The 20827-nt window shown below is 59.6% G+C and carries 23 protein-coding genes; 5 read left to right on the top strand and 18 right to left on the bottom strand.

The genetic code is table 11. From position 1 onward, the window contains the following. Nucleotides 1–26 precede the first annotated feature (26 nt). Nucleotides 27–347: a thioredoxin gene (gene trxA, locus D4A92_RS06140; RefSeq protein WP_006724193.1), complete on the top strand. Its 321-nt coding sequence runs from the start codon at nucleotides 27–29 to the stop codon at nucleotides 345–347. Between the two features lie 51 nt (nucleotides 348–398). On the opposite strand, the gene D4A92_RS06135 is transcribed toward trxA, so the two are convergent. The 8 genes from D4A92_RS06135 to D4A92_RS06100 all read right to left on the bottom strand — a co-directional run bounded on the left by D4A92_RS06135 (nucleotide 399) and on the right by D4A92_RS06100 (nucleotide 8245). After that, on the bottom strand, nucleotides 399–1739 hold the full coding sequence (locus D4A92_RS06135; RefSeq protein WP_203018778.1) for a bifunctional folylpolyglutamate synthase/dihydrofolate synthase: 1341 nt from the start codon (nucleotides 1737–1739) through the stop codon (nucleotides 399–401). A 40-nt stretch (nucleotides 1740–1779) separates the two neighbouring features. Continuing rightward, nucleotides 1780–2688, bottom strand: coding sequence for an acetyl-CoA carboxylase, carboxyltransferase subunit beta (gene accD, locus D4A92_RS06130; protein WP_203018777.1), 909 nt, complete (start codon nucleotides 2686–2688; stop codon nucleotides 1780–1782). A gap of 38 nt (nucleotides 2689–2726) precedes the next feature. Continuing rightward, entirely contained in the window at nucleotides 2727–3566 is an 840-nt protein-coding gene (trpA, locus tag D4A92_RS06125) for a tryptophan synthase subunit alpha (RefSeq protein WP_069042723.1), read from the bottom strand. A gap of 2 nt (nucleotides 3567–3568) precedes the next feature. Then, nucleotides 3569–4789, bottom strand: a complete 1221-nt coding sequence (gene trpB, locus D4A92_RS06120; RefSeq protein WP_203018776.1) for a tryptophan synthase subunit beta — start codon at nucleotides 4787–4789, stop codon at nucleotides 3569–3571. After that, a complete protein-coding gene (locus tag D4A92_RS06115; protein WP_203018774.1) occupies nucleotides 4786–5460 on the bottom strand; it encodes a phosphoribosylanthranilate isomerase in 675 nt (224 codons plus the stop codon). Before D4A92_RS06115 ends, trpB begins: the two co-directional genes overlap by 4 nt. 73 nt (nucleotides 5461–5533) lie before the next feature. Beyond that, on the bottom strand, nucleotides 5534–6292 hold the full coding sequence (locus D4A92_RS06110; RefSeq protein ID WP_203018772.1) for a M48 family metallopeptidase: 759 nt from the start codon (nucleotides 6290–6292) through the stop codon (nucleotides 5534–5536). 93 nt (nucleotides 6293–6385) lie between these two features. Further along, on the bottom strand, nucleotides 6386–6817 hold the full coding sequence (locus tag D4A92_RS06105) for a DUF2852 domain-containing protein (protein ID WP_203019855.1): 432 nt from the start codon (nucleotides 6815–6817) through the stop codon (nucleotides 6386–6388). 144 nt (nucleotides 6818–6961) lie between these two features. Further along, the gene (locus tag D4A92_RS06100; protein ID WP_203018770.1) at nucleotides 6962–8245 is read right to left on the bottom strand and encodes a polyhydroxyalkanoate depolymerase; all 1284 of its coding nucleotides are present in this window, start codon (nucleotides 8243–8245) and stop codon (nucleotides 6962–6964) included. A gap of 274 nt (nucleotides 8246–8519) precedes the next feature. On the opposite strand from D4A92_RS06100, the gene D4A92_RS06095 reads away from it, so the two are divergent. Continuing rightward, nucleotides 8520–9110, top strand: a complete 591-nt coding sequence (locus D4A92_RS06095) for a nitroreductase family protein (RefSeq protein WP_203018768.1) — start codon at nucleotides 8520–8522, stop codon at nucleotides 9108–9110. Nucleotides 9111–9227: 117 nt separating this feature from the next. Here the strand turns inward: D4A92_RS06095 and gyrB are convergent, their stop codons facing one another. The 5 genes from gyrB to D4A92_RS06070 form a co-directional block, all read right to left on the bottom strand. Then, on the bottom strand, nucleotides 9228–11663 hold the full coding sequence (gene gyrB / locus D4A92_RS06090) for a DNA topoisomerase (ATP-hydrolyzing) subunit B (protein WP_203018766.1): 2436 nt from the start codon (nucleotides 11661–11663) through the stop codon (nucleotides 9228–9230). Between the two features lie 141 nt (nucleotides 11664–11804). After that, nucleotides 11805–12170: a helix-turn-helix domain-containing protein gene (locus D4A92_RS06085; protein WP_006724204.1), complete on the bottom strand. Its 366-nt coding sequence runs from the start codon at nucleotides 12168–12170 to the stop codon at nucleotides 11805–11807. After that, nucleotides 12170–12727: a Smr/MutS family protein gene (locus tag D4A92_RS06080; protein WP_203018765.1), complete on the bottom strand. Its 558-nt coding sequence runs from the start codon at nucleotides 12725–12727 to the stop codon at nucleotides 12170–12172. Before D4A92_RS06080 ends, D4A92_RS06085 begins: the two co-directional genes overlap by 1 nt. Next, entirely contained in the window at nucleotides 12728–13843 is a 1116-nt protein-coding gene (gene mltA, locus D4A92_RS06075) for a murein transglycosylase A (RefSeq protein ID WP_203018763.1), read from the bottom strand. Next, the gene (locus tag D4A92_RS06070) at nucleotides 13840–14538 is read right to left on the bottom strand and encodes a Tim44/TimA family putative adaptor protein (RefSeq protein ID WP_203018762.1); all 699 of its coding nucleotides are present in this window, start codon (nucleotides 14536–14538) and stop codon (nucleotides 13840–13842) included. Before D4A92_RS06070 ends, mltA begins: the two co-directional genes overlap by 4 nt. 148 nt (nucleotides 14539–14686) lie before the next feature. Here D4A92_RS06070 and D4A92_RS06065 point away from each other — a divergent pair, with 148 nt between their 5' ends. Beyond that, entirely contained in the window at nucleotides 14687–15175 is a 489-nt protein-coding gene (locus D4A92_RS06065) for an FxsA family protein (RefSeq protein WP_203018761.1), read from the top strand. A gap of 86 nt (nucleotides 15176–15261) precedes the next feature. Beyond that, entirely contained in the window at nucleotides 15262–15738 is a 477-nt protein-coding gene (secB, locus tag D4A92_RS06060) for a protein-export chaperone SecB (protein WP_006724209.1), read from the top strand. Between the two features lie 49 nt (nucleotides 15739–15787). Here the strand turns inward: secB and dnaQ are convergent, their stop codons facing one another. Genes dnaQ through D4A92_RS06035 form a run of 5 tightly spaced genes read right to left on the bottom strand, consistent with a single transcriptional unit; the run spans nucleotide 15788 to nucleotide 19389 of the window. Next, on the bottom strand, nucleotides 15788–16489 hold the full coding sequence (gene dnaQ, locus D4A92_RS06055; RefSeq protein ID WP_203018760.1) for a DNA polymerase III subunit epsilon: 702 nt from the start codon (nucleotides 16487–16489) through the stop codon (nucleotides 15788–15790). Beyond that, nucleotides 16482–17087, bottom strand: coding sequence for a dephospho-CoA kinase (gene coaE / locus D4A92_RS06050; protein ID WP_203018758.1), 606 nt, complete (start codon nucleotides 17085–17087; stop codon nucleotides 16482–16484). Before coaE ends, dnaQ begins: the two co-directional genes overlap by 8 nt. Beyond that, entirely contained in the window at nucleotides 17084–17944 is an 861-nt protein-coding gene (locus D4A92_RS06045) for a shikimate dehydrogenase (protein ID WP_203018756.1), read from the bottom strand. The genes coaE and D4A92_RS06045 overlap by 4 nt, the downstream gene beginning before the upstream one ends. Beyond that, the gene (locus D4A92_RS06040) at nucleotides 17937–18536 is read right to left on the bottom strand and encodes a Maf family protein (RefSeq protein WP_203018754.1); all 600 of its coding nucleotides are present in this window, start codon (nucleotides 18534–18536) and stop codon (nucleotides 17937–17939) included. Before D4A92_RS06040 ends, D4A92_RS06045 begins: the two co-directional genes overlap by 8 nt. Nucleotides 18537–18567: 31 nt before the next feature. Then, nucleotides 18568–19389 carry a pyruvate, water dikinase regulatory protein gene (locus D4A92_RS06035; protein WP_203018752.1) on the bottom strand — a complete coding sequence of 274 codons (822 nt, stop codon included), beginning with the start codon at nucleotides 19387–19389 and terminating at the stop codon, nucleotides 18568–18570. 404 nt (nucleotides 19390–19793) lie between these two features. Between D4A92_RS06035 and hemE the strand changes: the two genes are divergently transcribed. Further along, a complete protein-coding gene (gene hemE / locus D4A92_RS06030) occupies nucleotides 19794–20825 on the top strand; it encodes a uroporphyrinogen decarboxylase (protein ID WP_203018751.1) in 1032 nt (343 codons plus the stop codon). Nucleotides 20826–20827 lie beyond the last annotated feature (2 nt).

The following is a 20827-nucleotide window of genomic DNA, read 5'->3' as shown; positions in this document are numbered from 1 at the left end:
TTCCGTATTTATGAAGGGAGAGCCCCATGGCTACCGTTAAAGTCGACAAGTCCAATTTCCAGGCCGAGGTGCTCAACGCTTCCGAACCGGTTGTCGTGGATTTCTGGGCCGAATGGTGCGGCCCGTGCAAGATGATTGCACCGAGCCTCGAAGAAATCTCCAACGAGCTCGCCGGCAAGGTGAAGATCGCCAAGCTCAACATTGATGAGAACCCGGAACTGGCTGCCCAGTTCGGCGTTCGCTCGATCCCGACGCTGGCCGTCTTCAAGGGTGGCGAAGTGGCCGACATTAAGGTGGGTGCAGCCCCGAAGACCGCGCTGTCCAGCTGGATCGCCGGCGCGGCATAAGGCTCACATCATTGACGACTAAAGAAAAAGCCCGGTTTTGCCGGGCTTTTTTCATTTGGGTATGGTGCCGTTTTCAGCGAGCACATTGCCCGCAAGATAGAGCGAGCCGCCAATCATGATGCGCGGCGGAATGCCGCCTTCGCTGCGCTCACGGATGGCATCAAGCGCCTGAGCCAGCGAGCCCATCGGAAGAGCTTTCAAACCGGCCTCTGCTGCAGACTGGGCGAGCGCCACCGGATCGAGGCCGACGTCCGAGCCCAGGATCGGGACGGTGTAGACATTGTGGGCGATATCGACGAAGGCGCGGAAGAAGCCGATCGGGTCCTTGGTATTGATCATGCCGATGACCAGATGCAGCGGCCGCGCCTGGCGTTCTTCCATGGCCGCCATGGCTTCGGCGATCACCTCGCCCGCACCCGGGTTGTGCCCGCCATCGAGCCAGATTTCCGCACCTTGGGGCGCACGCTCCACCAGCCGGCCTTCGGTCAGCCTTTGCAGGCGGCCCGGCCATTCGACCGACAGCATGGCCTTTTCGGCGATCTCTTCCGTGACCGGATAGCCGGCGGCCTTCACGGCGCGGATTGCGGTTGCGGCATTGCCGATCTGGTGGCGACCCGGCAGTCGCGGCAGAGTCAGATCCATCAGACCGAACTCGTCCTGATAGACGAGCCGCCCGAATTCTTCATAGGCGAGGAAATCCTGGGCGAAGACCGCGTGCGGACAGCCGAGGCGTTCGGCCGTGCTGATCAGCACATCCTTGGCGCCGTCGAACTCCTGGTGACCGATAACCACGGGCACGCCGCGCTTCATGATGCCGGCCTTTTCTGCGGCGATCAGTTCGACACGATCGCCGAGATAGGCCTGGTGATCGAGCGAGATCGGCTGAATGATGCAGACAGCGGGCTTTTCGACGACGTTGGTGGCGTCGAAGCGGCCGCCAAGACCGACCTCCAAAACGACGACGTCGGCAGGCTGTTCGGAAAAGAGAATGAATGTCACTGCCGTCAGGATCTCGAAGACGGTGATCGGTTTGCCACCGTTTGCCTCGGCAACGCGGCGAAGGGCATCGGCAAACAGTTCATCATCTACGATCTGCCCGGGGCCACCTTTTACGCCGATGCGATAGCGCTCATGCCAGCGCACGAGATGCGGCGAGGTGTGGACATGGACAGACAGGCCTTGGGCTTCCAGAAGCGCCCGGCAGAAGGCCGAGGCCGAGCCCTTGCCGTTTGTGCCGGCTACATGAATGACCGGCGGCAGCTTCAGATGCGGGTTACCCAGAACCTCAAGGAGGCGGCGGATACGGTCGAGCGAAAGATCATAACCTTTGGGGTGCAGCCCCATGAGTTTTTCGATCTCGGCATCGGCCTGACTGACGATGGGGGCTGTCATCACATTCGTTCCGCGAGCGCGGCCTCACAGAAAACGCGGCTCAGGCCGAGGCCTTCTCGACCGGCTCGGCCACTTTCGCAGGTACGGCCGTGTCGTTCGCAGGGCGCTTGGTCATGATCTTCAGCACACGCGCGAGCGTGTCCGGAATGTCGTGACGCTTGACGACCATGTCGACCATGCCGTGTTCCAGCAGGTATTCCGAGGTCTGGAAGCCCTCCGGCAGCTTCTCGCGGATCGTCTGCTCGATAACGCGCTTGCCGGCAAAGCAGATCTCGGCACCCGGCTCTGCAATATGGAGATCGCCTAGCATGGCATAGGATGCCGTCACGCCACCGGTTGTCGGGTTGGTCAGGACGACGATATAGGGCTGGCCGGCTTCCTTCAGCATGTCGACGGCAACCGTGGTGCGCGGCAGCTGCATCAGCGAGAGGATGCCCTCCTGCATGCGCGCGCCACCCGAAGCCGGGAACATGACGAGCGGGCACTTTTCCTTGATGGCGCGCTCGAAAGCCTTCACGATCGCTTCACCAGCGGCAATGCCAAGCGAACCACCCATGAAGTTGAACTCGTGGACAACAGCGACGAGCTTCAGACCCTGCACTGTGCCAACGCCGGCAACGATCGTGTCTTCCTGATCCGTCTTCACGCGGCTGTCGCGAAGACGGTCAGTGTATTTCTTGGAATCGCGGAACTTCAGCGGATCCTGCGCGACTTTCGGCTGCGGCAGGGCCTCGAACTGGCCATCGTCGAAGAGATCGATCAGGCGCGACTTTGCCGGCATCTTCATGTGATAGCCGGAGGCCGGGATCACCCACTTGTTCTCTTCTAGGTCCTTATGGAAGACCATCTCGCCCGTTTCCGGGCACTTGATCCACAGATTTTCCGGAACTTCGCGGCGACCCAGCATGGAATTGATGCGCGGGCGCACATAGTTGGTGATCCAGTTCACGCGGCTTACTCCTGATATTTAAAGCCCATATGGGGTGCTTATTCGGCAGCAGCAAGGCGTGCAGACCGCACGCCCGTTGCCAGTCCGCGCACCAGCGTGGCGACGGCCTGAACCGTATCCGCCGTCGCTTTGCCATCGGCTGTGAGATTTGTAGCAACCTGGTTGACGATCGCGGTCCCAACCACGACGCCGTCGGCATTGGCACCGATCAGGCGGGCATGCTCGGCGGTCTTGACGCCGAAACCGACGCAGATCGGCAGATCCGTATGCGCCTTGATGCGCTGCACCGCGCCGGCAACACGCGAAGGATCCGGCAGTGCCGAACCGGTGATGCCGTTCATCGAGACGTAATAGACGAAGCCCGAGGTGTTTTTGAGAACGGTGGGCAGACGCTTGTCATCGGTCGTCGGGGTTGCCAAGCGGATAAAGTTGATATCACGGCTGCGGGCCGGGATGCAGAGTTCGTCATCCATTTCCGGCGGCAGATCGACGACGATGAGGCCATCGATTCCGGCAGCCAATGCGTCGTCAAGGAAGCGCTCGACGCCATAGACGTAGATCGGGTTGTAGTAACCCATCATGACGATCGGCGTTTCGTTGTCCGTCTTGCGGAATTCGCGCGCCAGATCGAGCGTGCGCACGAGCGTCTGGCCGGCCTTCAGGGCCCGCTGGCCGGCAAGCTGGATCGCCGGGCCGTCAGCCATAGGATCCGAAAAGGGCATGCCGAGCTCGATGACGTCGGCTCCGGCTTCCGGCAGCGCCTTCATGATCGCGAGCGACGTGTCGTAGTCCGGGTCGCCACCCATGAAATAGGTGACGAGAGCCGGGCGGCCTTCTGCCTTCAGGGCAGCGAAACGTTGGTCCATACGCGCAGTCATGATCAGAGCCCCATACCGAGAATCTTGCCGACAGTGAAGATGTCCTTGTCGCCGCGGCCGCAGAGGTTCATCACAATGATCTGGTCCTTGTCCATCTTGGGCGCGCGCTTGATGACTTCGGCAAGCGCATGGCTCGGCTCGAGCGCCGGGATGATGCCTTCGGTGCGGGTCAGCAACTGGAAGGCAGCGAGCGCCTCGTCATCCCTGATCGGCACGTATTCGACACGGCCCATATCCTTCAGCCAGGAATGCTCCGGGCCAATGCCGGGATAATCGAGGCCGGCGGAGATCGAGTGACCTTCCTTGATCTGGCCGTCGCTGTCCTGCAGCAGATAGGTGCGGTTGCCATGCAGGACGCCGGGCGTGCCTGCGGTCAACGAGGCGCAGTGCTCCTCGCCTTCAAGACCCTTGCCACCGGCTTCGACGCCAACGATGCGGACACTCTCGTCATCCAGGAAGGGATGAAAGAGGCCGATCGCGTTCGAACCACCACCGACGGCAGCAATCAGCATGTCCGGCAGGCGGCCTTCGGCAGCCAGCATCTGCTCGCGCGTTTCGCGGCCGATGACCGACTGGAAGTCGCGGACCATTTCCGGATAGGGATGCGGGCCGGCGGCTGTGCCGATCATGTAATAGGTGTCGTCGACATTGGTGACCCAGTCGCGCAACGCCTCGTTCATGGCGTCCTTGAGGGTGCCATGACCAGAGGTTACCGGCTTCACCTCGGCACCGAGCAGCTTCATGCGGAAAACGTTCGGCGCCTGGCGCTCGACGTCGGTCGCGCCCATGTAGACGACGCAAGGGATGCCGAAGCGGGCAGCGACCGTAGCCGAGGCCACGCCATGCTGGCCGGCGCCGGTTTCGGCGATGATGCGGGTCTTGCCCATGCGCTTGGCGAGCAGGATCTGGCCGAGGCAGTTGTTGATCTTGTGCGAACCGGTGTGGTTCAGCTCGTCGCGCTTGAAGTAGATTTTCGCGCCACCGAGTTCTTCCGTCAGACGCTCGGCGAAATAGAGTGGGCTCGGACGACCGGTGTAGTGGGTGTTGAGATGCGCGAGCTCCGCCTGGAATTCCGGATCAGTCTTCGCCTTTTCCCATTCCGCCTGCAGGTCGAGGATCAGCGGCATCAGCGTCTCGGCGACGAAACGGCCACCGAAGATGCCGAAGCGGCCGTCTTCGTCTGGACCTTCACGGAAGGAATTGGGTTTCGGTGACTGATTCACTTGACACTCCCTGAAACCGGCTGTGCACGACTTGCCTCGGCAACGGCCGCAAAAAACTCATCCATTGTCTGCAGATCCTTGACGCCCGGCGCAGATTCCACGCCGGAGGAAACGTCGATTGCCCGTGCTCCAGTTTCCCGCAGGGCCTCTGCGATATTGGCCTTGTTGAGGCCTCCGGAAAGCATGTAATCGACGCTGTCGTCAAGCGAACGCAAGAGACGCCAATCGAAAGTCACGCCATTTCCGCCAGGCAAATCGGAGCCCACAGGCGGTTTGGCATCGAAAAGAAAACGATCGGCAATCCCAATATAGGGCTCGATACGCTTCAAATCATCGGCATCGCGGATGGAAAATGCCTTCATAATCGGAAGACCGGTGACCGCTTTGACTGTCAGCAGGCGTTCGGGGCTTTCGTGACCATGGAACTGCAAGATATCCGGACGCATCAAGGCGATGATCTCGTCGAGATCGTCATTGTCGGCGTCGACAGTCACCGCAACGCTTTTCACCCGGCCGCGAACGCGGTCGGCGAGCGTGCCGGCGATATCAGGCTCGATGTTGCGCGGGCTCTTTTCAAAGAAGATAAAGCCAATATGGCTCGCGCCGCGGTCAGCCGCACGATCGACCGCCTCCGGCGTCTTCAGTCCGCAGATCTTGATATCGGGTCTCATGGCAGCGAAGTCGCACGAAATCAAAAAAGAGTCGAGCCAATTTGCGACAGAGGCTGAAAGGTCGCGGGGTCCATCAGTCAAAGTCGATGGCGTGAAGGGCCGAGCCATGACGCTTCAGCCAGGCCTTGGCCTCATCCATTTCCGGGCAGAGCTTGCGGCAGAGCGCCCAGAAGGCCGGACCATGGTTCATCTCGCGCAGATGCGCGACTTCGTGGGCCGCGAGATAGTCGATGACGAGCGGCGGGGCCATGACGATGCGCCAGGAAAAGCTGAGCTTGCCATCCCAGGAACAGGATCCCCAGCGGCTGCGGGTATCCTTCAGTGTCATGCTCTTCACGGGTTTGCCGACATTGCCGGCATGCACGGTCACGAGCCGCTCGAGATCGCGGCGTGCTTCCTTCTTCAGGAAATCGGCGACGCGACGTGGCAGATGATCCTCGAGACCGCTGACGCTCAGGATATGGCCGATCTCGCTGTCGATCGACTGGGTCAGGCCGCGCAGCTGTCCGGTATGGACGATGCGATGGGGAATGCCACGAAGTAGGATCTCGCCGCCGTCCTCAATGTTTCCAGCGGTCTTCTGTCGCTTGAGCTTGGTGCTGAGCCAACCCTGATGACGATCGAGAAAGTCCTCGATATCGCGTTCGCGCAGCCCCGGCGGAATGGTCATCTTCAAGGCGCGACCGCCGGGCTCGATCCGCAGGGTAATGCGGGTCGCACGGCTGTTCTTGCGGATCGTGAGCGGAACCGACCTTCCATCCACGGCAATCGCCCGCTCCAGCTGGATCGCCGGGGCTCTCTGCGGTGTCAGCTTTTTCAGCAGGGGAAACATGCGTTTGTTCTAGCCGATTCGGGAGCTCTTCTTGCAACAAAAAAGGCCGGCGCACGAGCGCCGACCCCGGTTGCGACAGGATGGCTCGACCGGTCAGTTGCCGGTGAAACCCTGGGCGGGACCGCCCTCGCCAGAAGTCTTCATCTGCTGGCGCTCGCGCATGAAGCGGTCGAATTCTTCCTGGTCCTTCGCCCGGCGCAGTTCGCGGGCGTAGTTGTCGAATTCGGCACGCATCTCATCGAGACGGCGGCGTTCTTCGTCTAGACGCTCGAGTTCTGTCTTGCGCCAGTCGTCGAAAGCGACGTTGCCGGTGGAGGCAGGCGCAGTATAGCTGTTGGAGCGGCACCAGGCGAAGGCACTATCCGCCTTCTGATTGGCTTCCCGCTTGAAGTTCTGAAACTTCTCGCCGAACAGGATGTAGGCAAGCATGGCCAGACCGAGCGGCCAGAAGACCACGAAGCCGAGCACCATCAAGGCGACGGTTGCCGGAGTCCAATCCGGCCGGAGCAGTGCTGACTGGTTCATCATCGATAACCTCGTTTTGCGCGGACGGCGAAATGCCGCCCGATAGTTTCGATGTGGGAAATGCCGCCCTGCCCTTCAAGAAAGAAGCGGACCCAATCGGAGAACCGACTGAATCCGCTTCTTAAATTCGGAATGACGAAAATGTCAGAGAGCCTTGCCGCCCTTGATGACGCGCTTGACCGGGGTCGTGATCTTGGCCTTCTTGCCGTGTGTGCGAGCGAACTCGACAATGCGCGGCGCGATTTCGCGGCGGAAACGCGAGCCATTGAAAACGCCGTAATGGCCCACATCAGGCTGCATGTAATGCATACGCATATCGTCGGGGATGTTGGTGCAAATCGTCTGCGCCGCCTTGGTCTGACCGAGACCCGAGATGTCGTCGTTTTCGCCTTCGACTGTCAAAAGCGCGACGTTGCGGATCGCCGTCGTGTCGACGCGCTTGTTGCGATGCATCATCTCACCCTTGGGCAGGGAGTGCTTGATGAACACCGTCTCGACGGTCTGGAGATAGAATTCCGCCGTCAGGTCCATGACCGCCAGATATTCATCGTAGAAGTCGCGGTGCTTCTCGGCCGAGTCCCCGTCATTCTTGACGAGGTGCATATAGAAGTCCTTGTGGGCGATCATGTGCCGATCGAGATTCATCGACATAAACCCGGAGAGCTGCAGGAAGCCCGGATAGACCTGTCGCATGAAGCCGGGCTGCGGCCACGGCACCTGCATGATGACGTTGTCGCGGAACCATTCGAGCGGCTTGTCCTGGGCCAGCTGATTGACGGCCGTCGGGTTGATGCGCGTGTCGATCGGTCCACCCATCAGTGTCATCGAGGACGGTGCGCAGACGTCCCCCTCACCTTCCATGACGGCGACAGCGGCCAGCACGGGAACGGAGGGCTGACAGACTGCGACCACATGGGTGTCAGGGCCCAGGTGATGAAGGATGTCGATGACGTAGTCGATGTAGTCGTCGAGATCAAAATCGCCTTCGGTCACCGGCACCATACGGGCATCGATCCAGTCGGTGATGTAAAGATCAGCACTCGGCAGCAGCGCCTCGACCGTCCCGCGGAGCAAGGTCGCGTAGTGACCCGACATGGGTGCGACGATCAGGATGCGGGGACCTTTTTCGGCGCCGGCCGGAAGGTGGCGCTTGAAATGGATCAGGTCGCAGAAAGGCTTGCGCCAGACGATTTCTTCTTCGACCGTGACGCTTTCATCCCCGATCCGGGTTGTCGGGAGACCGAAGGCCGGCTTGCCGTAGCGGCGCGTCACACGTTCGAACACTTCAAAGCCCGCTGAGAATGAACGCCCAACGACCGTATGGGACCAAGGGTTGAGCGGGTTTCTCCATGCCAGGTTCATCGCGTCCGCTGTTGCCCGGAATGGCGCCATGAATGCATGGTTCAGTTCATAGAGCTGATAGAACATGGGTTCTGTACCTTTTTGTCGGACCAGAGGGTCCGCGTTCATTCGCTACACTAACAGACTTTGTGCATCGCAAAAGCCCGGATTATCCCTCCTTTCGCAGCACATGAAGTCTCATGACTTCGGATGATGTTCGAAAAGGCTTAAGGTTCCCTCCCCTTGATGGGTTAATCGACGATCACATTGTTCACCCGAATTTGCAGCCGCGACCCTTTCCGAGGCTTGCAAATTGATGTTTGTTCCATCCGTCATCCCAAGACATGCGTGAAGGAACACCATGACCAGCAGCAATCACCGCCAGTCCGAATACAATGTCGATCCGATCTTTCTCGATCGATGGTCGCCGCGTGCCTTTGACGGAAGCACGATGCCGAAGGAAGATCTCCTGACCATCCTTGATGCGGCGCATTGGGCGCCATCAGCGTTCAACTACCAGCCCTGGCGCTTCATCTACGCCCTGAAGGGAACACCTGAGTTCGACAAGCTTCTCGATATCCTGATCGAGTTCAACCAGGGCTGGGCCAAGAATGCCGCCGCGCTCGTCTTCATCTTCTCGGACACACTGAGCCGTCCGGCCGATGGTTCGGAGCCGAAGTCCTATCGCAGCCATAGTTTCGACGCGGGTGCTGCCTGGGGTCTGCTCTCGGTTCAGGCCATCAAGTCGGGCTATTTCGCCCACGCAATGACCGGCTTCGACTTCGATCGGGCCGTCTCGGAGCTTGGCGCGCCTGATGGTTTCCACATCAATGCAGCGGTGGCCATCGGCAAGCTGGGTGACAAGGAAGCTTTGCCAGAGGGTCTGCGTTCGAAGGAAACGCCGAATGGTCGCAAGCCGCTTGCAGAGGTGGCATTCGAGGGACGTTTCTGAGCGCACACATTCATGGTTTCACGTGAATCACGTTAACCATCTCAACAACTAAACCTGTTGATCAAGAAAAAGGGCCGCTACCGAAGAGCGGCCCTTTTGATTTGCGATCTACCGATCTCAGATGTCGAGGTTGGCGACGCTGAGCGCGTTGTCCTGAATGAACTCGCGGCGTGGTTCGACCTCGTCGCCCATGAGGCGCGAGAACAGGCCGTCGGCATCGGTCGCGTCGTTGACACGGACCTGCAGTAGCGAGCGAACGTTCGGATCGAGCGTGGTTTCCCAAAGCTGCTCGGCATTCATTTCGCCGAGACCCTTGTATCGCTGCATGGAGAGGCCTTTGCGGCCAGTTGCGAAGATCGAATCCAGAAGGGCGCGCGGGCCCGGCATGTCGTTACGGCCGTCCTTCCGGGTGAGTACCGGCGGCTCGGAATAGATCTCGCGCAGGCGGGCGGACATCTGGTCCATGTGACGAGCGTCGGCAGAACCGATCAGGGCGACATCGACGGAGGCCACTTCCTTGACGCCGCGGACCATGCGCTCGAAGCGAAGGCCGCCTTCGTCGGTGACGAAACCCTGCCAGCCGCGTTCGGTGTCTTCGGCGATCATGTCCAGACGGCTCGCGACCAGCGCTGCGGTCGCCTCGGCCTGCTGGCGGTTGCCTGTCAGTTCGGGATTGAGCGCGCCGGCGATTGCTGCCTGCTCGATGACATTCCGGTTGTAGCGGGAATGCAGGCCATCGATCAGTGACCGCAGACGCAAGGCATCCTGGATTACGTCGCGCAGGTCCTGGCCGGCGCGGACTTCGCCATTGGCGAGCGTCAGCGTTGCCTCTTCGAGACCCATGGTGATCAGATAGTCTTCCAGCGCCTTCTCGTCCTTCAGGTACTGAACGGACTTGCCGCGCGAGACCTTATAGAGCGGCGGCTGGGCGATGTAGAGATGGCCGCGCTCGATGAGCTCCGGCATCTGACGGAAGAAGAATGTCAGCAGAAGCGTTCTGATATGTGCGCCGTCGACGTCAGCATCGGTCATGATGATGATCTTGTGGTAGCGCAGCTTGTCGGCGTTGAACTCGTCCTTGCCGATGGATGTGCCGAGGGCTGTGATCAGCGTGCCGATTTCCTGGCTCGAGAGCATCTTGTCGAAGCGGGCGCGCTCGACGTTGAGGATCTTACCACGCAGCGGCAGGATCGCCTGGTTTTCGCGCGAACGGCCCTGCTTCGCGGAGCCACCTGCCGAGTCACCCTCGACGAGGAAGAGTTCGGACTTTGCCGGGTCACGCTCCGAGCAGTCGGCGAGCTTGCCTGGCAGCGAGGCGATGTCGAGGGCACCCTTGCGGCGGGTCAGTTCACGCGCCTTGCGAGCGGCTTCGCGGGCAACCGCAGCCTCAACGACCTTGCCGACAAGGATCTTGGCTTCCGTCGGGTGTTCCTCGAACCAGGTGCTGAGCGCTTCGTTGACGAGGTTTTCGACGACCGGGCGAACTTCCGAAGAAACGAGCTTGTCTTTCGTCTGGGACGAGAACTTGGGATCCGGTACCTTTACCGAGAGGACGGCAGACAGACCTTCGCGGCAGTCTTCACCCTGCAGCGACACCTTCTCCTTCTTGGTGATGCCCGAGCTATCTGCATAGGACGTCACCTGACGGGTCAGAGCGGCGCGGAAGCCGGCCATATGCGTGCCGCCGTCCCGCTGGGGAATGTTGTTGGTGAAGCAGAGCACGTTCTCGTGGTAGCTGTCATTCCACCACATTGCAACTTCGACGGTGATACCGTCCTTCTCGCCCTTGATGGCGACAGGCTTGTCGACGAGCGGCTTCTTGGAGCGATCGAGATAGCGGACAAAGGCTTCCAGACCGCCATCGTAGAGCATCTCTTCCTGGCGGATGTCGGACTTGCGCTTGTCGGTCAGAAGAATGCGGACACCGGAATTCAGGAAGGCGAGCTCGCGCAGGCGATGCTCGAGCGTCCCATAATCGAAATCGACATTGGTGAAGGTCTCGGTGCTGGGCAGGAAGGTCACTTCCGTTCCCGAACGGCCCTCATATTCGCCGATCACTTTCAGCGGGCCATCGGCTACGCCATGGGTGAAGCTGATTTCGTGCAGCTTGTTGTTGCGGCGAATCTTCAGGGTGAGCTTTACCGAAAGCGCATTGACGACGGATACGCCGACGCCGTGCAGACCGCCGGAGACCTTGTAGGAATTCTGGTCGAACTTCCCGCCTGCATGCAGCTGGGTCATGATGACCTCGGCGGCGGAGACGCCTTCGCCGGTGTGAATGTCCGTCGGAATGCCACGACCGTTGTCCGTCACGGTGACGGAGCCATCGGCATTCAGCGTGACGGTGACGATGTCGGCATGACCGGCCAGCGCTTCATCGATCGCGTTGTCGACGACTTCGTAGACCATGTGATGGAGGCCGGAGCCGTCGTCGGTATCACCGATATACATGCCGGGGCGCTTGCGGACGGCGTCCAGTCCCTTCAGAACCTTGATCGAATCCGCGCCATATTCGGCCGGTCCACCATTCTCCGCGATCGGCAAGTCGGTCATTCAGCAATCTTTCCAGTCAATTCTCAAAGGCCCGGCTGATTCGAATCAGCAGCTTCAAGTGGCCCGACTATAGGGGTTTTGGCCTGAGTTCCAAAGGCGAGGGCGTCGTTTCTCGTGGATAGATTGGGCTTTTCAACCCCTTCAAGGCCGTTTTTTGGCGCTATCCAGAATATCCTGCATTTCTCCTATCACATCGGGAGAGAGCTGGCGAATCAGCTTCGCCAGATCGTTGGCGAAGGCCGTATATTCCGGCTTCATCCCGGAGGTATCGACCACCACGCGGGGATCGGAGCGGCCCGCCGTCGAGAAGAGCTCTTCGGCCTCGTCCCAGATGATGTTGAAGTAGCCAGCAACACGCTGGAGAAAATCGAAATTGGGCAGGCCGCGCCTGCCGTGCTCTAGTGCCGAGAGATAGGCGGGCGAGACCCCGATCGCTGCGGCCATCTCCTTCTGAGAGACACCCTTTCGTTCCCGCAACTGCCGCAACGCATCACCGAAGGGCGTCATCAGCGCTCCTGTCCGCGGCGGGAGAGCCGCACATAAAGTGCCCCCTCCCCGCCATGCTGACGTGCCGCAGGCTCATAGGAGGAAATCAGGAAACGGAATTCCGGCAGGGAAAACCAGAGCGGCACCGCGCGCTTTAGTGCGCCTTCACTTCCAAGCGAGCTTCCCTTGCCGGTAATTACGAGGACGTGGCGCAGGCCCCGATCATGGGCCCGGATGAGAAAATCGAGCAGCATTCCATGCGCCTCACTCTGGATCAGCCCGTGCAGGTCGATCCGTGCTTCAAGCGCCAGATGGCCGCGGGAGAGCTTGCGCTTGACCGGCTTTTCCAAGGGGTGGTGGATTCGAGCTGCGGACTTTCGCTCGGCATCTGAGTTCGAGTTCGACGGGGAGACTACGGCACGATTGAGGGCAGGCACGACCTTCTCTTCGACCGGCGTCTCGAACTGCTCCTCGAAACTCAGCAGGTCTTCCATACGCCCGGGCATCGGGCGGGTCGAACGCGCGACCTTGCCCCAGAGGATGCGATCTTCCGGATTGAGCTTTGGTCCACCCGACACTCAGACAAACCTCTCTGCCGCCTGCTTCGGGATGAGTATATAGAAGTCGGCTGCGTTGCGCACGGCCCCCGCCAACTCGCCTGCCTCATCTCCGGAGCCCGTGAAGATATCCCCACGCGCCGGTCCGACGATCGCAGATCCGGTATCGAGCGCCAGCATGGTCCGGGCGAAATCGCGTCCGCCATCCATATGGGTCAATCCCTTCGCATGGATGAAAAATGGAAAGCCGAAGGTGTGGATCTGGCGATCGACCGCGAGAGATCGACCCGCAATCAGCGGTACCTTGGCGGCGGCAATCGGACCACGGGTGAGATCGTCGACCTCCGCTTCCCGGAAGAAGATGTAGGATCGATTGTGCCAGAGGATCTCGTCCAACCGGTCGGGATGGGCAGCGAGCCAGGCCCTAATCGACTGCATGGAGATATCCGCTTCCGAGATCTCACCCATATCGATCAGCAGGCGGCCGATGCCGGAAAAGGGGTGCCCGGCCTTTGCCGCATAGGTTATCCGGCGGACGCGTCCATCGGGATATCGTAGTCGTGCAGCACCCTGGACATGGGCAAAGAACACATCGACCCTCGAGCGGGCCCAGGCAATTTCAAGCCCCCTGCCCTCAAGCCAGCCTTGATCGATGTCCCGACGATCGGGATAGGGCTTCAGGCCATTGTCGGTTCGAAGGGCAAAGGCGTAACCGGCCTCAAGGTCGGCTGGTCGATTGCCATCATCCACGTCCACAAGATCCAGAGGACGGCGATAGAAGGGGTGGCGGTATTCGTCGTCAGGCCGATCGCTGACGGGGACCTCAGGCTCGTAGAATGCCGTGACCAGACCTGCGTTTTGGCCGCCGGGCTCTACCAGGAAGGGTCGCGTTTGCTGTTCGAAGAAAAGCCGTGCCTGAGCTGCGTTGTCCGGACTGTGCGTCGATGCAGCGTCCAGCAGAGGCATCAGATCTTCGGCGGTCAGTCCCAATGCACCTGGCTTATATGGTTTGACCGACTGCAGGTATCTCCTACAGTCGGTCAAGGCAGGCCAAAGGGATGAAGGATCGTCGGATGACCAGCCGGGCAGATCATCGAAGGATGCCGGCCTCAGGCGACAGGCGCTGAGATCGCTCATTGTTCTGCTTCGGTCGCGATCAGCTTCCAGTTTGGATCACGCGAGCGCACATCGCGGGCGAAGGTCCACACGTCGTTCACCTCGGATACCGCCTCGGCATCGCCATCAATCATGGCACCTGCATTGTCGTAGGTCGCCGTAATCAACTGGCTGACGATGCGAACGGTCACCTGCTCTTCGTTCTCGCGAGCGGATGCCTGTATGATGTCCGCCTTCTCGATGCCGACAAATGTGGACTTCACGACCTCGCCGCGGCTCTCGCGATCGGCGATTGCGCTTTCGAAACCGTCAAAGACTTCGCGGGACAGAAGGCCTTTCAAGGTCTTCCTGTCGCCGTCGGCATAAGCCATGACGATCATCTCGTAGGCAATCTTCGCACCGTTGAGGAATTCCTTCGGGTTGAAGCTCGGATCGTGGTGCAGAAGTTCGCGCAACTGATCGTTCAGGGGCGTGCCGGCGGGTGAATAAGCATCCACGGCGACAAACCGATCTTCAGCGTTGCCGTCCTCGCGGCGCGGAAGGGTGACAACCTTGCCATCATCACGCGCTGCCCCCTTGGCCAGATCACGCTGTGCGAACGGATCGAACGACGGCTTTTCGTGGCCCGTGCGTCGTCCAAGAACGCTGCGGAGCTGAAAGAAGATCAGAACCGCTGCGACCAGGAAGAACAATGTAACGAAATCACTAGACCCCATGAATACCGCCAGGCTTGATTGAATTTGATTTTTCCTTCTCCCATATAGTCCGGAGCGCTGCATCATTCAAATGGCGCAATGCATTCTTTGCATCGAGTAAGCGCCGACTCTTGCGATATCCGGATCACAAAGGCGTTTGGAGCAGCCCATGCGCCTTCCCCTGGTGCTATTTCTCATCGCACCCCTCGTTGAAATCGCCAGCTTTATCTTGGTCGGGCAAGCCATCGGTGTCTTGCCGACCCTGGGGTTGATCATTCTTGCGGCTTTCGCAGGTGTCATACTGCTCCGCTATCAAGGGGCGGGTATCCTGCGCCGATTGCAGAGCGAGGCGCAGCGCGGCATGGATCCCGGACGGGAACTGGTTCACGGTGCCCTTCTGGTGGTGGCCGCCTTTCTTCTGATCGTGCCCGGCTTCTTCGGCGACATCATCGGCATTCTACTCTTCCTGCCTTTCGTTCGTGATCTCGCCTGGCGTCTGATCAAGCCGCGGCTCATTGTCCGCAGTAGTTTTTCTGACGCCGGTTTCAGGACGAGCCGTCCCAGTGACGAAAATGTGGTCGACCTCGGCGACGACGAATATCAGCGCGAACCCGACCGGAACTCGCCCTGGCGCGATCCACGGATCGGCCGCGAGTGACCCCCTGACGCACCGGCGCGCAGGGTTGTAAGCGCAAGTTTCAAATGTTAGATGGCCTTAGCAATTCATCTTCAAGGACACGCCCTATGGCCGACAACAATCAGGGAACGGCTTCTCCGTCCCTCAACATTCTCGCCCAGTACATCAAGGATTTCTCGTTTGAAAATCCAGGTGCACCCCGCTCGCTTCAGGCGCGCGACAAGGCGCCGGCCATCAACATCAACGTCAATGTCAATGCAAACCCGCTTTCGGACACCGACTTCGATGTCGTCCTGGCGTTGAATGCAGAAGCCAAGGATGGCGACAAGGTCGTGTTCGTCACCGAACTCATCTATGGCGGCGTCTTCCGGATCACCGGCTTCCCGCAGGAACACATGCTGCCGGTTCTCTTCATCGAGTGCCCGCGCCTGCTCTTCCCCTTCGCTCGTCAGATCATCGCCGACGCGACACGCAACGGTGGTTTCCCGCCGCTGATGATCGATCCGATCGACTTTGCCCAGATGTTCGCTCAGCGTGTTTCAGAAGAACAGTCTCGCGCAAAGACGCAGGCCGCGCCGAACTGAGCGAGCATTCCGTATATGCCAAAGCAAAGGGCCCTCGCGGGCCCTTTTTTCATGCGTCGTATTTCGACCAGATGGCCTTACCGCCGAGACGGCCGACGAGTTTGGCGTGACCTTCCACCTCCGCTGCGGATAGGCGGGACGCAAGAGCGCGCGGGCGATCATAGCTGATCTCGATCACATCATCGATTTCGTTCGACTGGTTCCGCCGCGTCTCGATGGTCGTCAGACCCAGTGCCGCCTGCCGACCACCCAGCATCTCGATATAGACTTCGGCGAGCAGTTCGGAGTCGAGTAGAGCGCCGTGCTTCGTACGATGCGAGTTGTCGATACCGTATCGACGGCAGAGGGCGTCCAGCGAGTTCGGCCCCATCGGATGTTTCCGGCGTGCGAGCGCCAGCGTGTCGATGACCATGTCGGAAGGAACCGGCGCGAGGCTCAAGCGGTCGAATTCAGCGTTGATGAAGCCCATGTCGAATGAGGCGTTGTGAGCAATCCACTTCGCCCCTTCGAAGAATTCCTGGAGGTCGGAAACGATCTCGGCGAACACCGGTTTGTCTTTCAGAAATTCGTCGGTGATGCCGTGCACCGCCAATGCATCGGGATGAACCTTGCGGTCGCCGGGATTGATATAGACATGAAAGGTGCGACCGGTCGGAAAATGATTGAGCAATTCGATGCCACCGATTTCGATGACCCGGTCAGCCTTGTTGTCGAGCCCGGTCGTTTCCGTGTCGAAGATGATCTCACGCATTGTCTGTCCGCTCCGCCTGTTCGCGTAGTTCTCTGACGATCGTTTTGACTTGGGCGCGCGCGCTGTCAATCCCGTGGCCGGTATCAATGACGTAATCGGCCCGGGCACGCTTTTGTGCATCCGGAACCTGCCTCGATAGGATCAGCTGAAATTTCTCTTCCGTCATTCCCGGTCGTGCCAGCACTCTTTCTCTCTGCAGCTCAGGTTCGCAACTGACGACAACGATCCGGTCCACACGCTTTTCGCCACCGGTCTCGAACAAGAGGGGAATGTCGAGAAGGACAAGGGCATGGCCGAGTGCGCTTTGCTCGTCAAGGAAAGCGTGTTCCTTGTCGCGCACGAGGGGATGAACGATGGCCTCTAGCTCTTTAAACTTAGCCGGATTCTTTGCCAGATTCGCCGACAGCTTCGCGCGATCGACAATGCCGTCGACGATGGCGTCGGGAAAGAGGCCCGCAATGGGTGCCACGGCTTCCGACCGATACAGTTCGTGAACCACGCGATCAGCGTCATTGACGGGCACACCCTCGTCGGCAAAGAGCGCGGCAGTCGTGGACTTGCCCATGCCGATCGAGCCTGTGAGCCCCACGATGATCATGCATGCGCCTTGATGTCATCGAGCACGAGCTGGCGCAAGGCGGCGGTAACTTCGGGCTTTTGTCCGAACCATCGTTCAAACCCCGGCACAGCCTGATGCAAAAGCATGCCCAGACCATCGACCGTCGGCAGACCAATCTGCTCTGCCTGTTGAATGAACGGCGTCTTCAGCGGCACGTAGACGATATCGGTGACAACGGCATCTTCCCTCATCCTGTCGAAGGGAAGAACGGGCGCTGCCGTTCCATCCATCCCGAGGGATGACGTGTTCACGAAGAGCCCGGCGCCCTCCAGGAGAGAGTTAAGGGCGTCCATCCCGTGAGCTTGGAGCGGTGCCCCGAAGCGGTCTACGAGTTCCTGCGCGCGCTCGACGGTTCGGTTGACCACGTGAACTTCGGGTATGCCACGATCACGAAGAGCCTGCAGAATTGCGCGGCTGGCGCCGCCTGCTCCCAAGACCACAGCGCGTTCGACCTTGTCCCATCCCGGGTGCTGCGAATCCAGATTGGCAACAAAGCCGATGCCGTCGGTGTTGGTCGCATGCAGAAGCCCGTCTTCCCGCCAGAGCGTATTGGCCGCTCCGAGCTCTTCGGCGACCGGGTCTATCCGATCGGCAAGCTTGCTCGCGGCCTCCTTGTGCGGGATCGTGATATTGCCACCACGATAGGGACTATCCGCGTCTTTCAAACGAAGCATGAAGTCGGCAAAGCCCTCCGGCGCGACCGCGATCTTCTCGTAGGAACCGGACAGACCATAGGTTTCGAGCCAGTGTCCATGGATCATCGGGGAGCGAGAATGCTTGATTGGATAGCCGGCGACAAAAGCACGGGGCAAAAATGTTTCACGTGAATCACGCATGGTTAATCTCATGCTCACGAAGAGCCGCGAGGAGCGGCAGAAGCGGTAGACCAAGGATGGTGAAATAGTCACCGGCAATCGCATCGAAGAGCTGAACGCCCTCCCCTTCAAGCTGATAGCAGCCGACACTGGATAAGATCGACTTGCCATTCCGCTCGATATAGCCATCCAGGAACTCATCCGAGAAATCGCGAACCTGCATGCAGGCCTTGGTCACATCGCTCCAGAGCAGCTCACCATCCCGAACCAGACAGACTGCACTGTTCAGGAAGTGTGCCTTGCCGCGCAGGCTGATCAAGGTCTGCCGAGCTTCGTCCAGAGAAGCAGCCTTGTGGAAGATCCGGTTGCCGAGAGACATGGTCTGGTCGCAGCCAATGACGAAGGCGCCTGGAGAGCGCTCCGACACATTCGTAGCCTTGGCCAGTGCCAGATGCCGGGCAACCGATACGGGGTCTCGTCCTGCGAGCGGAAGATTGTCTTCGATGGCTCTTTCATCCACCGTTGCAGGGATCGCGACAAAGTCGAGGCCGGCATTCTTCAAAAGCATCTGGCGCGCCGTGCTGCCCGACGCGAGAATCAAGGGTGAACCCATGCTGAGACCTTCGTAATGGTAGTGTCCTGAATTAGCGCGGCTTGGGACGCAGAGCAACAATGGCCGCCGCCGTCTCCTCGATTGAACGGCGCGTCACGTCGATCAGAGGCCAGTTGTTGCGCGCACACAGCGAGCGGGCATATTTCAGCTCTTCCGTGATCGAGGCGCGGTCGACATATTCGCTTCGGTCATAGCCCATCGTCGCGCCTAGGACCCGGTTCTCGCGAACTTGGGAAATGCGGTCCGACGTGGCGATGAGTCCGACGATCAGCGGCCGTGTTGCTTTCAACAATCCTTCGGGCAGCGGAACGCCCGGCACGATCGGCAGGTTCGCAGTCTTGATGCCCCGATTGGCGAGATAGATGCTCGTCGGGGTCTTGGAGGTGCGGCTGATGCCGATGATCACGACATCGGCCTGATCGTAATCTTCCGGCGCCTGGCCATCGTCATGATCCATGGTAAAATTCAACGCTTCGATGCGTGCGAAATATTCGGCGTTCAGAACATGTTGAGCACCGACACGCCCGCGGGACGGCGCACCCAGATAATCCTGAAACTTCTCGATGATCGGGGCCAGCACGTTGACGCAGGGCAAGCCCAGTTCATGACATCCCGTTTCGACAAGTGCTGCGAGATCCTGGTCGACGATCGTGTAGAGCACGATACCGGGTTCGCGATCGAGCGCATCGATCAACGCCTTGATCTGTTTCTTGCTGCGGATCAGGGGATAAACATGCTCGATGGCATTGGAACCGCGAAATTGCGCGGCGGCTGCTCGACCTGCCGAGATCAGAGTCTCCCCCGTCGAGTCAGAAATCAGATGGAGATGGAAGAAGTTTTTCCGGTTCTCCACGTTCTTCACCGCACCCTGTTGATAGTCTGGGATAAACAGAGGCCATGGCGGGCGGGGCGGATCAGGGGTGGGAAAAGTGCCGATTTATCCACAATTGCACCCCGAGAGGCTCTCGATTCCAGGGGGCTGTGAATTACGGTGATGACCCAAGAGCGTTCTGCGCATTTCGACTCCTCCTCCTCCGTTAATCCGATTTCTGTTCGGATCGCAAATTCATGGAATCATGGGTTAATTTGCAGTTATCCCCATTATCCCAGAGCCGGAGCGAACTTGGTGCCTCGACTATCGACTGAAATCCCGGATTGGGAACAAGCTGTGATCGTCGATTAATCCTTGATAGTCAGAGACTCTTAGAAATAGAAGAAGATTCAATATCTCTTTTCTTTTTTGAAAGGGCCTGAGCCTTGAGCACGCCGAACCGAAAAGTCCTCGACGTTCTGAATGGGAAAACGGTCACGCCGCCGCCCATCTGGCTCATGAGACAGGCAGGCCGTTATCTCCCGGAGTATCGGGAAACACGGAAGAAGGCCGGGAGCTTTCTCGATCTCTGTTACTCACCCGAGTATGCGACCGAAGTGACGCTTCAGCCGATCCGCCGATATGGCTTTGATGCAGCTATCCTGTTTTCGGATATTCTGGTTATCCCGGATGCGCTTCATCGCAACGTGACCTTCACCGAAGGCCATGGTCCGCAGATGGACCCCATCGATACGGACGGCATACTGGCGCTTTCTCAGGAAGGCGTCCTGGATCACCTCAAGCCGGTCATGGAGACGGTTTCACGGCTGCGTGGGGCACTGCCCAGCGAAACGACCCTGCTTGGCTTCTGTGGCGCTCCCTGGACGGTGGCGACCTACATGATCGCTGGACATGGCACGCCAGACCAGGCCCCTGCCCGTCTCTTCGCCTATCGCCATCCTGAGGTCTTTGCCCGTCTGCTCGATTTTCTAGCTGACGTCTCGGCCGATTACCTCGTCGAGCAGATCGATGCCGGTGCGGATGCTGTTCAGATCTTTGATTCTTGGGCAGGTGTTCTCGGCGAGACTGAATTTGAGGCTTTCGCCGTGCGGCCGGTTCGGCGCATCATCGACTCGGTGAAGTCTCGTCGCCCTCAGGCGAAGGTGATTGCCTTTGCCAAGGGCGCGGGGATCTTGCTGAAGAATTATCGCCAGGACACGAACGCCGACGCCATCGGTCTCGATTGGTCGGTTCCCTTGAGCCTCGCTGTCGAGCTGCAGAAGGATGGCCCTGTTCAAGGCAATCTGGATCCGATGCGTGTCGTGGCTGGTGGCCCAGCGCTCAAGGACGGGATCGATGCGATCCTGCAGGCGCTCGGTCATGGACCGCTGATCTTCAATCTCGGCCATGGGATCACGCCGCAGGCTGATCCGGAGCATGTAACCGAGCTCGTCGCTCAGGTTCGGAGTTTCGGCTGACC

Origin of the sequence: Rhizobium rosettiformans (genome assembly GCF_016806065.1) — a bacterium.
In the GTDB taxonomy this organism is placed as follows: Bacteria; Pseudomonadota; Alphaproteobacteria; order Rhizobiales; family Rhizobiaceae; genus Allorhizobium.
Note: the sequence above shows the minus strand (reverse complement) of the source record. Positions and strands in the feature narration are given on the sequence as shown.

What these genes read in the sequence shown, in the direction of transcription:
- trxA (WP_006724193.1), top strand. Translation starts at nt 27, where the DNA reads ATGGCTACCGTTAAAGTCGACAAGTCCAATTTCCAGGCCGAGGTGCTC.
- D4A92_RS06135 (WP_203018778.1), bottom strand. Translation starts at nt 1,739, where the DNA reads ATGACAGCCCCCATCGTCAGTCAGGCCGATGCCGAGATCGAAAAACTC.
- trpA (WP_069042723.1), bottom strand. Translation starts at nt 3,566, where the DNA reads ATGACTGCGCGTATGGACCAACGTTTCGCTGCCCTGAAGGCAGAAGGC.
- D4A92_RS06115 (WP_203018774.1), bottom strand. Translation starts at nt 5,460, where the DNA reads ATGAGACCCGATATCAAGATCTGCGGACTGAAGACGCCGGAGGCGGTC.
- D4A92_RS06110 (WP_203018772.1), bottom strand. Translation starts at nt 6,292, where the DNA reads ATGTTTCCCCTGCTGAAAAAGCTGACACCGCAGAGAGCCCCGGCGATC.
- D4A92_RS06105 (WP_203019855.1), bottom strand. Translation starts at nt 6,817, where the DNA reads ATGAACCAGTCAGCACTGCTCCGGCCGGATTGGACTCCGGCAACCGTC.
- D4A92_RS06100 (WP_203018770.1), bottom strand. Translation starts at nt 8,245, where the DNA reads ATGTTCTATCAGCTCTATGAACTGAACCATGCATTCATGGCGCCATTC.
- D4A92_RS06095 (WP_203018768.1), top strand. Translation starts at nt 8,520, where the DNA reads ATGACCAGCAGCAATCACCGCCAGTCCGAATACAATGTCGATCCGATC.
- gyrB (WP_203018766.1), bottom strand. Translation starts at nt 11,663, where the DNA reads ATGACCGACTTGCCGATCGCGGAGAATGGTGGACCGGCCGAATATGGC.
- D4A92_RS06085 (WP_006724204.1), bottom strand. Translation starts at nt 12,170, where the DNA reads ATGACGCCCTTCGGTGATGCGTTGCGGCAGTTGCGGGAACGAAAGGGT.
- mltA (WP_203018763.1), bottom strand. Translation starts at nt 13,843, where the DNA reads ATGAGCGATCTCAGCGCCTGTCGCCTGAGGCCGGCATCCTTCGATGAT.
- D4A92_RS06070 (WP_203018762.1), bottom strand. Translation starts at nt 14,538, where the DNA reads ATGGGGTCTAGTGATTTCGTTACATTGTTCTTCCTGGTCGCAGCGGTT.
- D4A92_RS06065 (WP_203018761.1), top strand. Translation starts at nt 14,687, where the DNA reads ATGCGCCTTCCCCTGGTGCTATTTCTCATCGCACCCCTCGTTGAAATC.
- secB (WP_006724209.1), top strand. Translation starts at nt 15,262, where the DNA reads ATGGCCGACAACAATCAGGGAACGGCTTCTCCGTCCCTCAACATTCTC.
- dnaQ (WP_203018760.1), bottom strand. Translation starts at nt 16,489, where the DNA reads ATGCGTGAGATCATCTTCGACACGGAAACGACCGGGCTCGACAACAAG.
- coaE (WP_203018758.1), bottom strand. Translation starts at nt 17,087, where the DNA reads ATGATCATCGTGGGGCTCACAGGCTCGATCGGCATGGGCAAGTCCACG.
- D4A92_RS06045 (WP_203018756.1), bottom strand. Translation starts at nt 17,944, where the DNA reads ATGCGTGATTCACGTGAAACATTTTTGCCCCGTGCTTTTGTCGCCGGC.
- D4A92_RS06040 (WP_203018754.1), bottom strand. Translation starts at nt 18,536, where the DNA reads ATGGGTTCACCCTTGATTCTCGCGTCGGGCAGCACGGCGCGCCAGATG.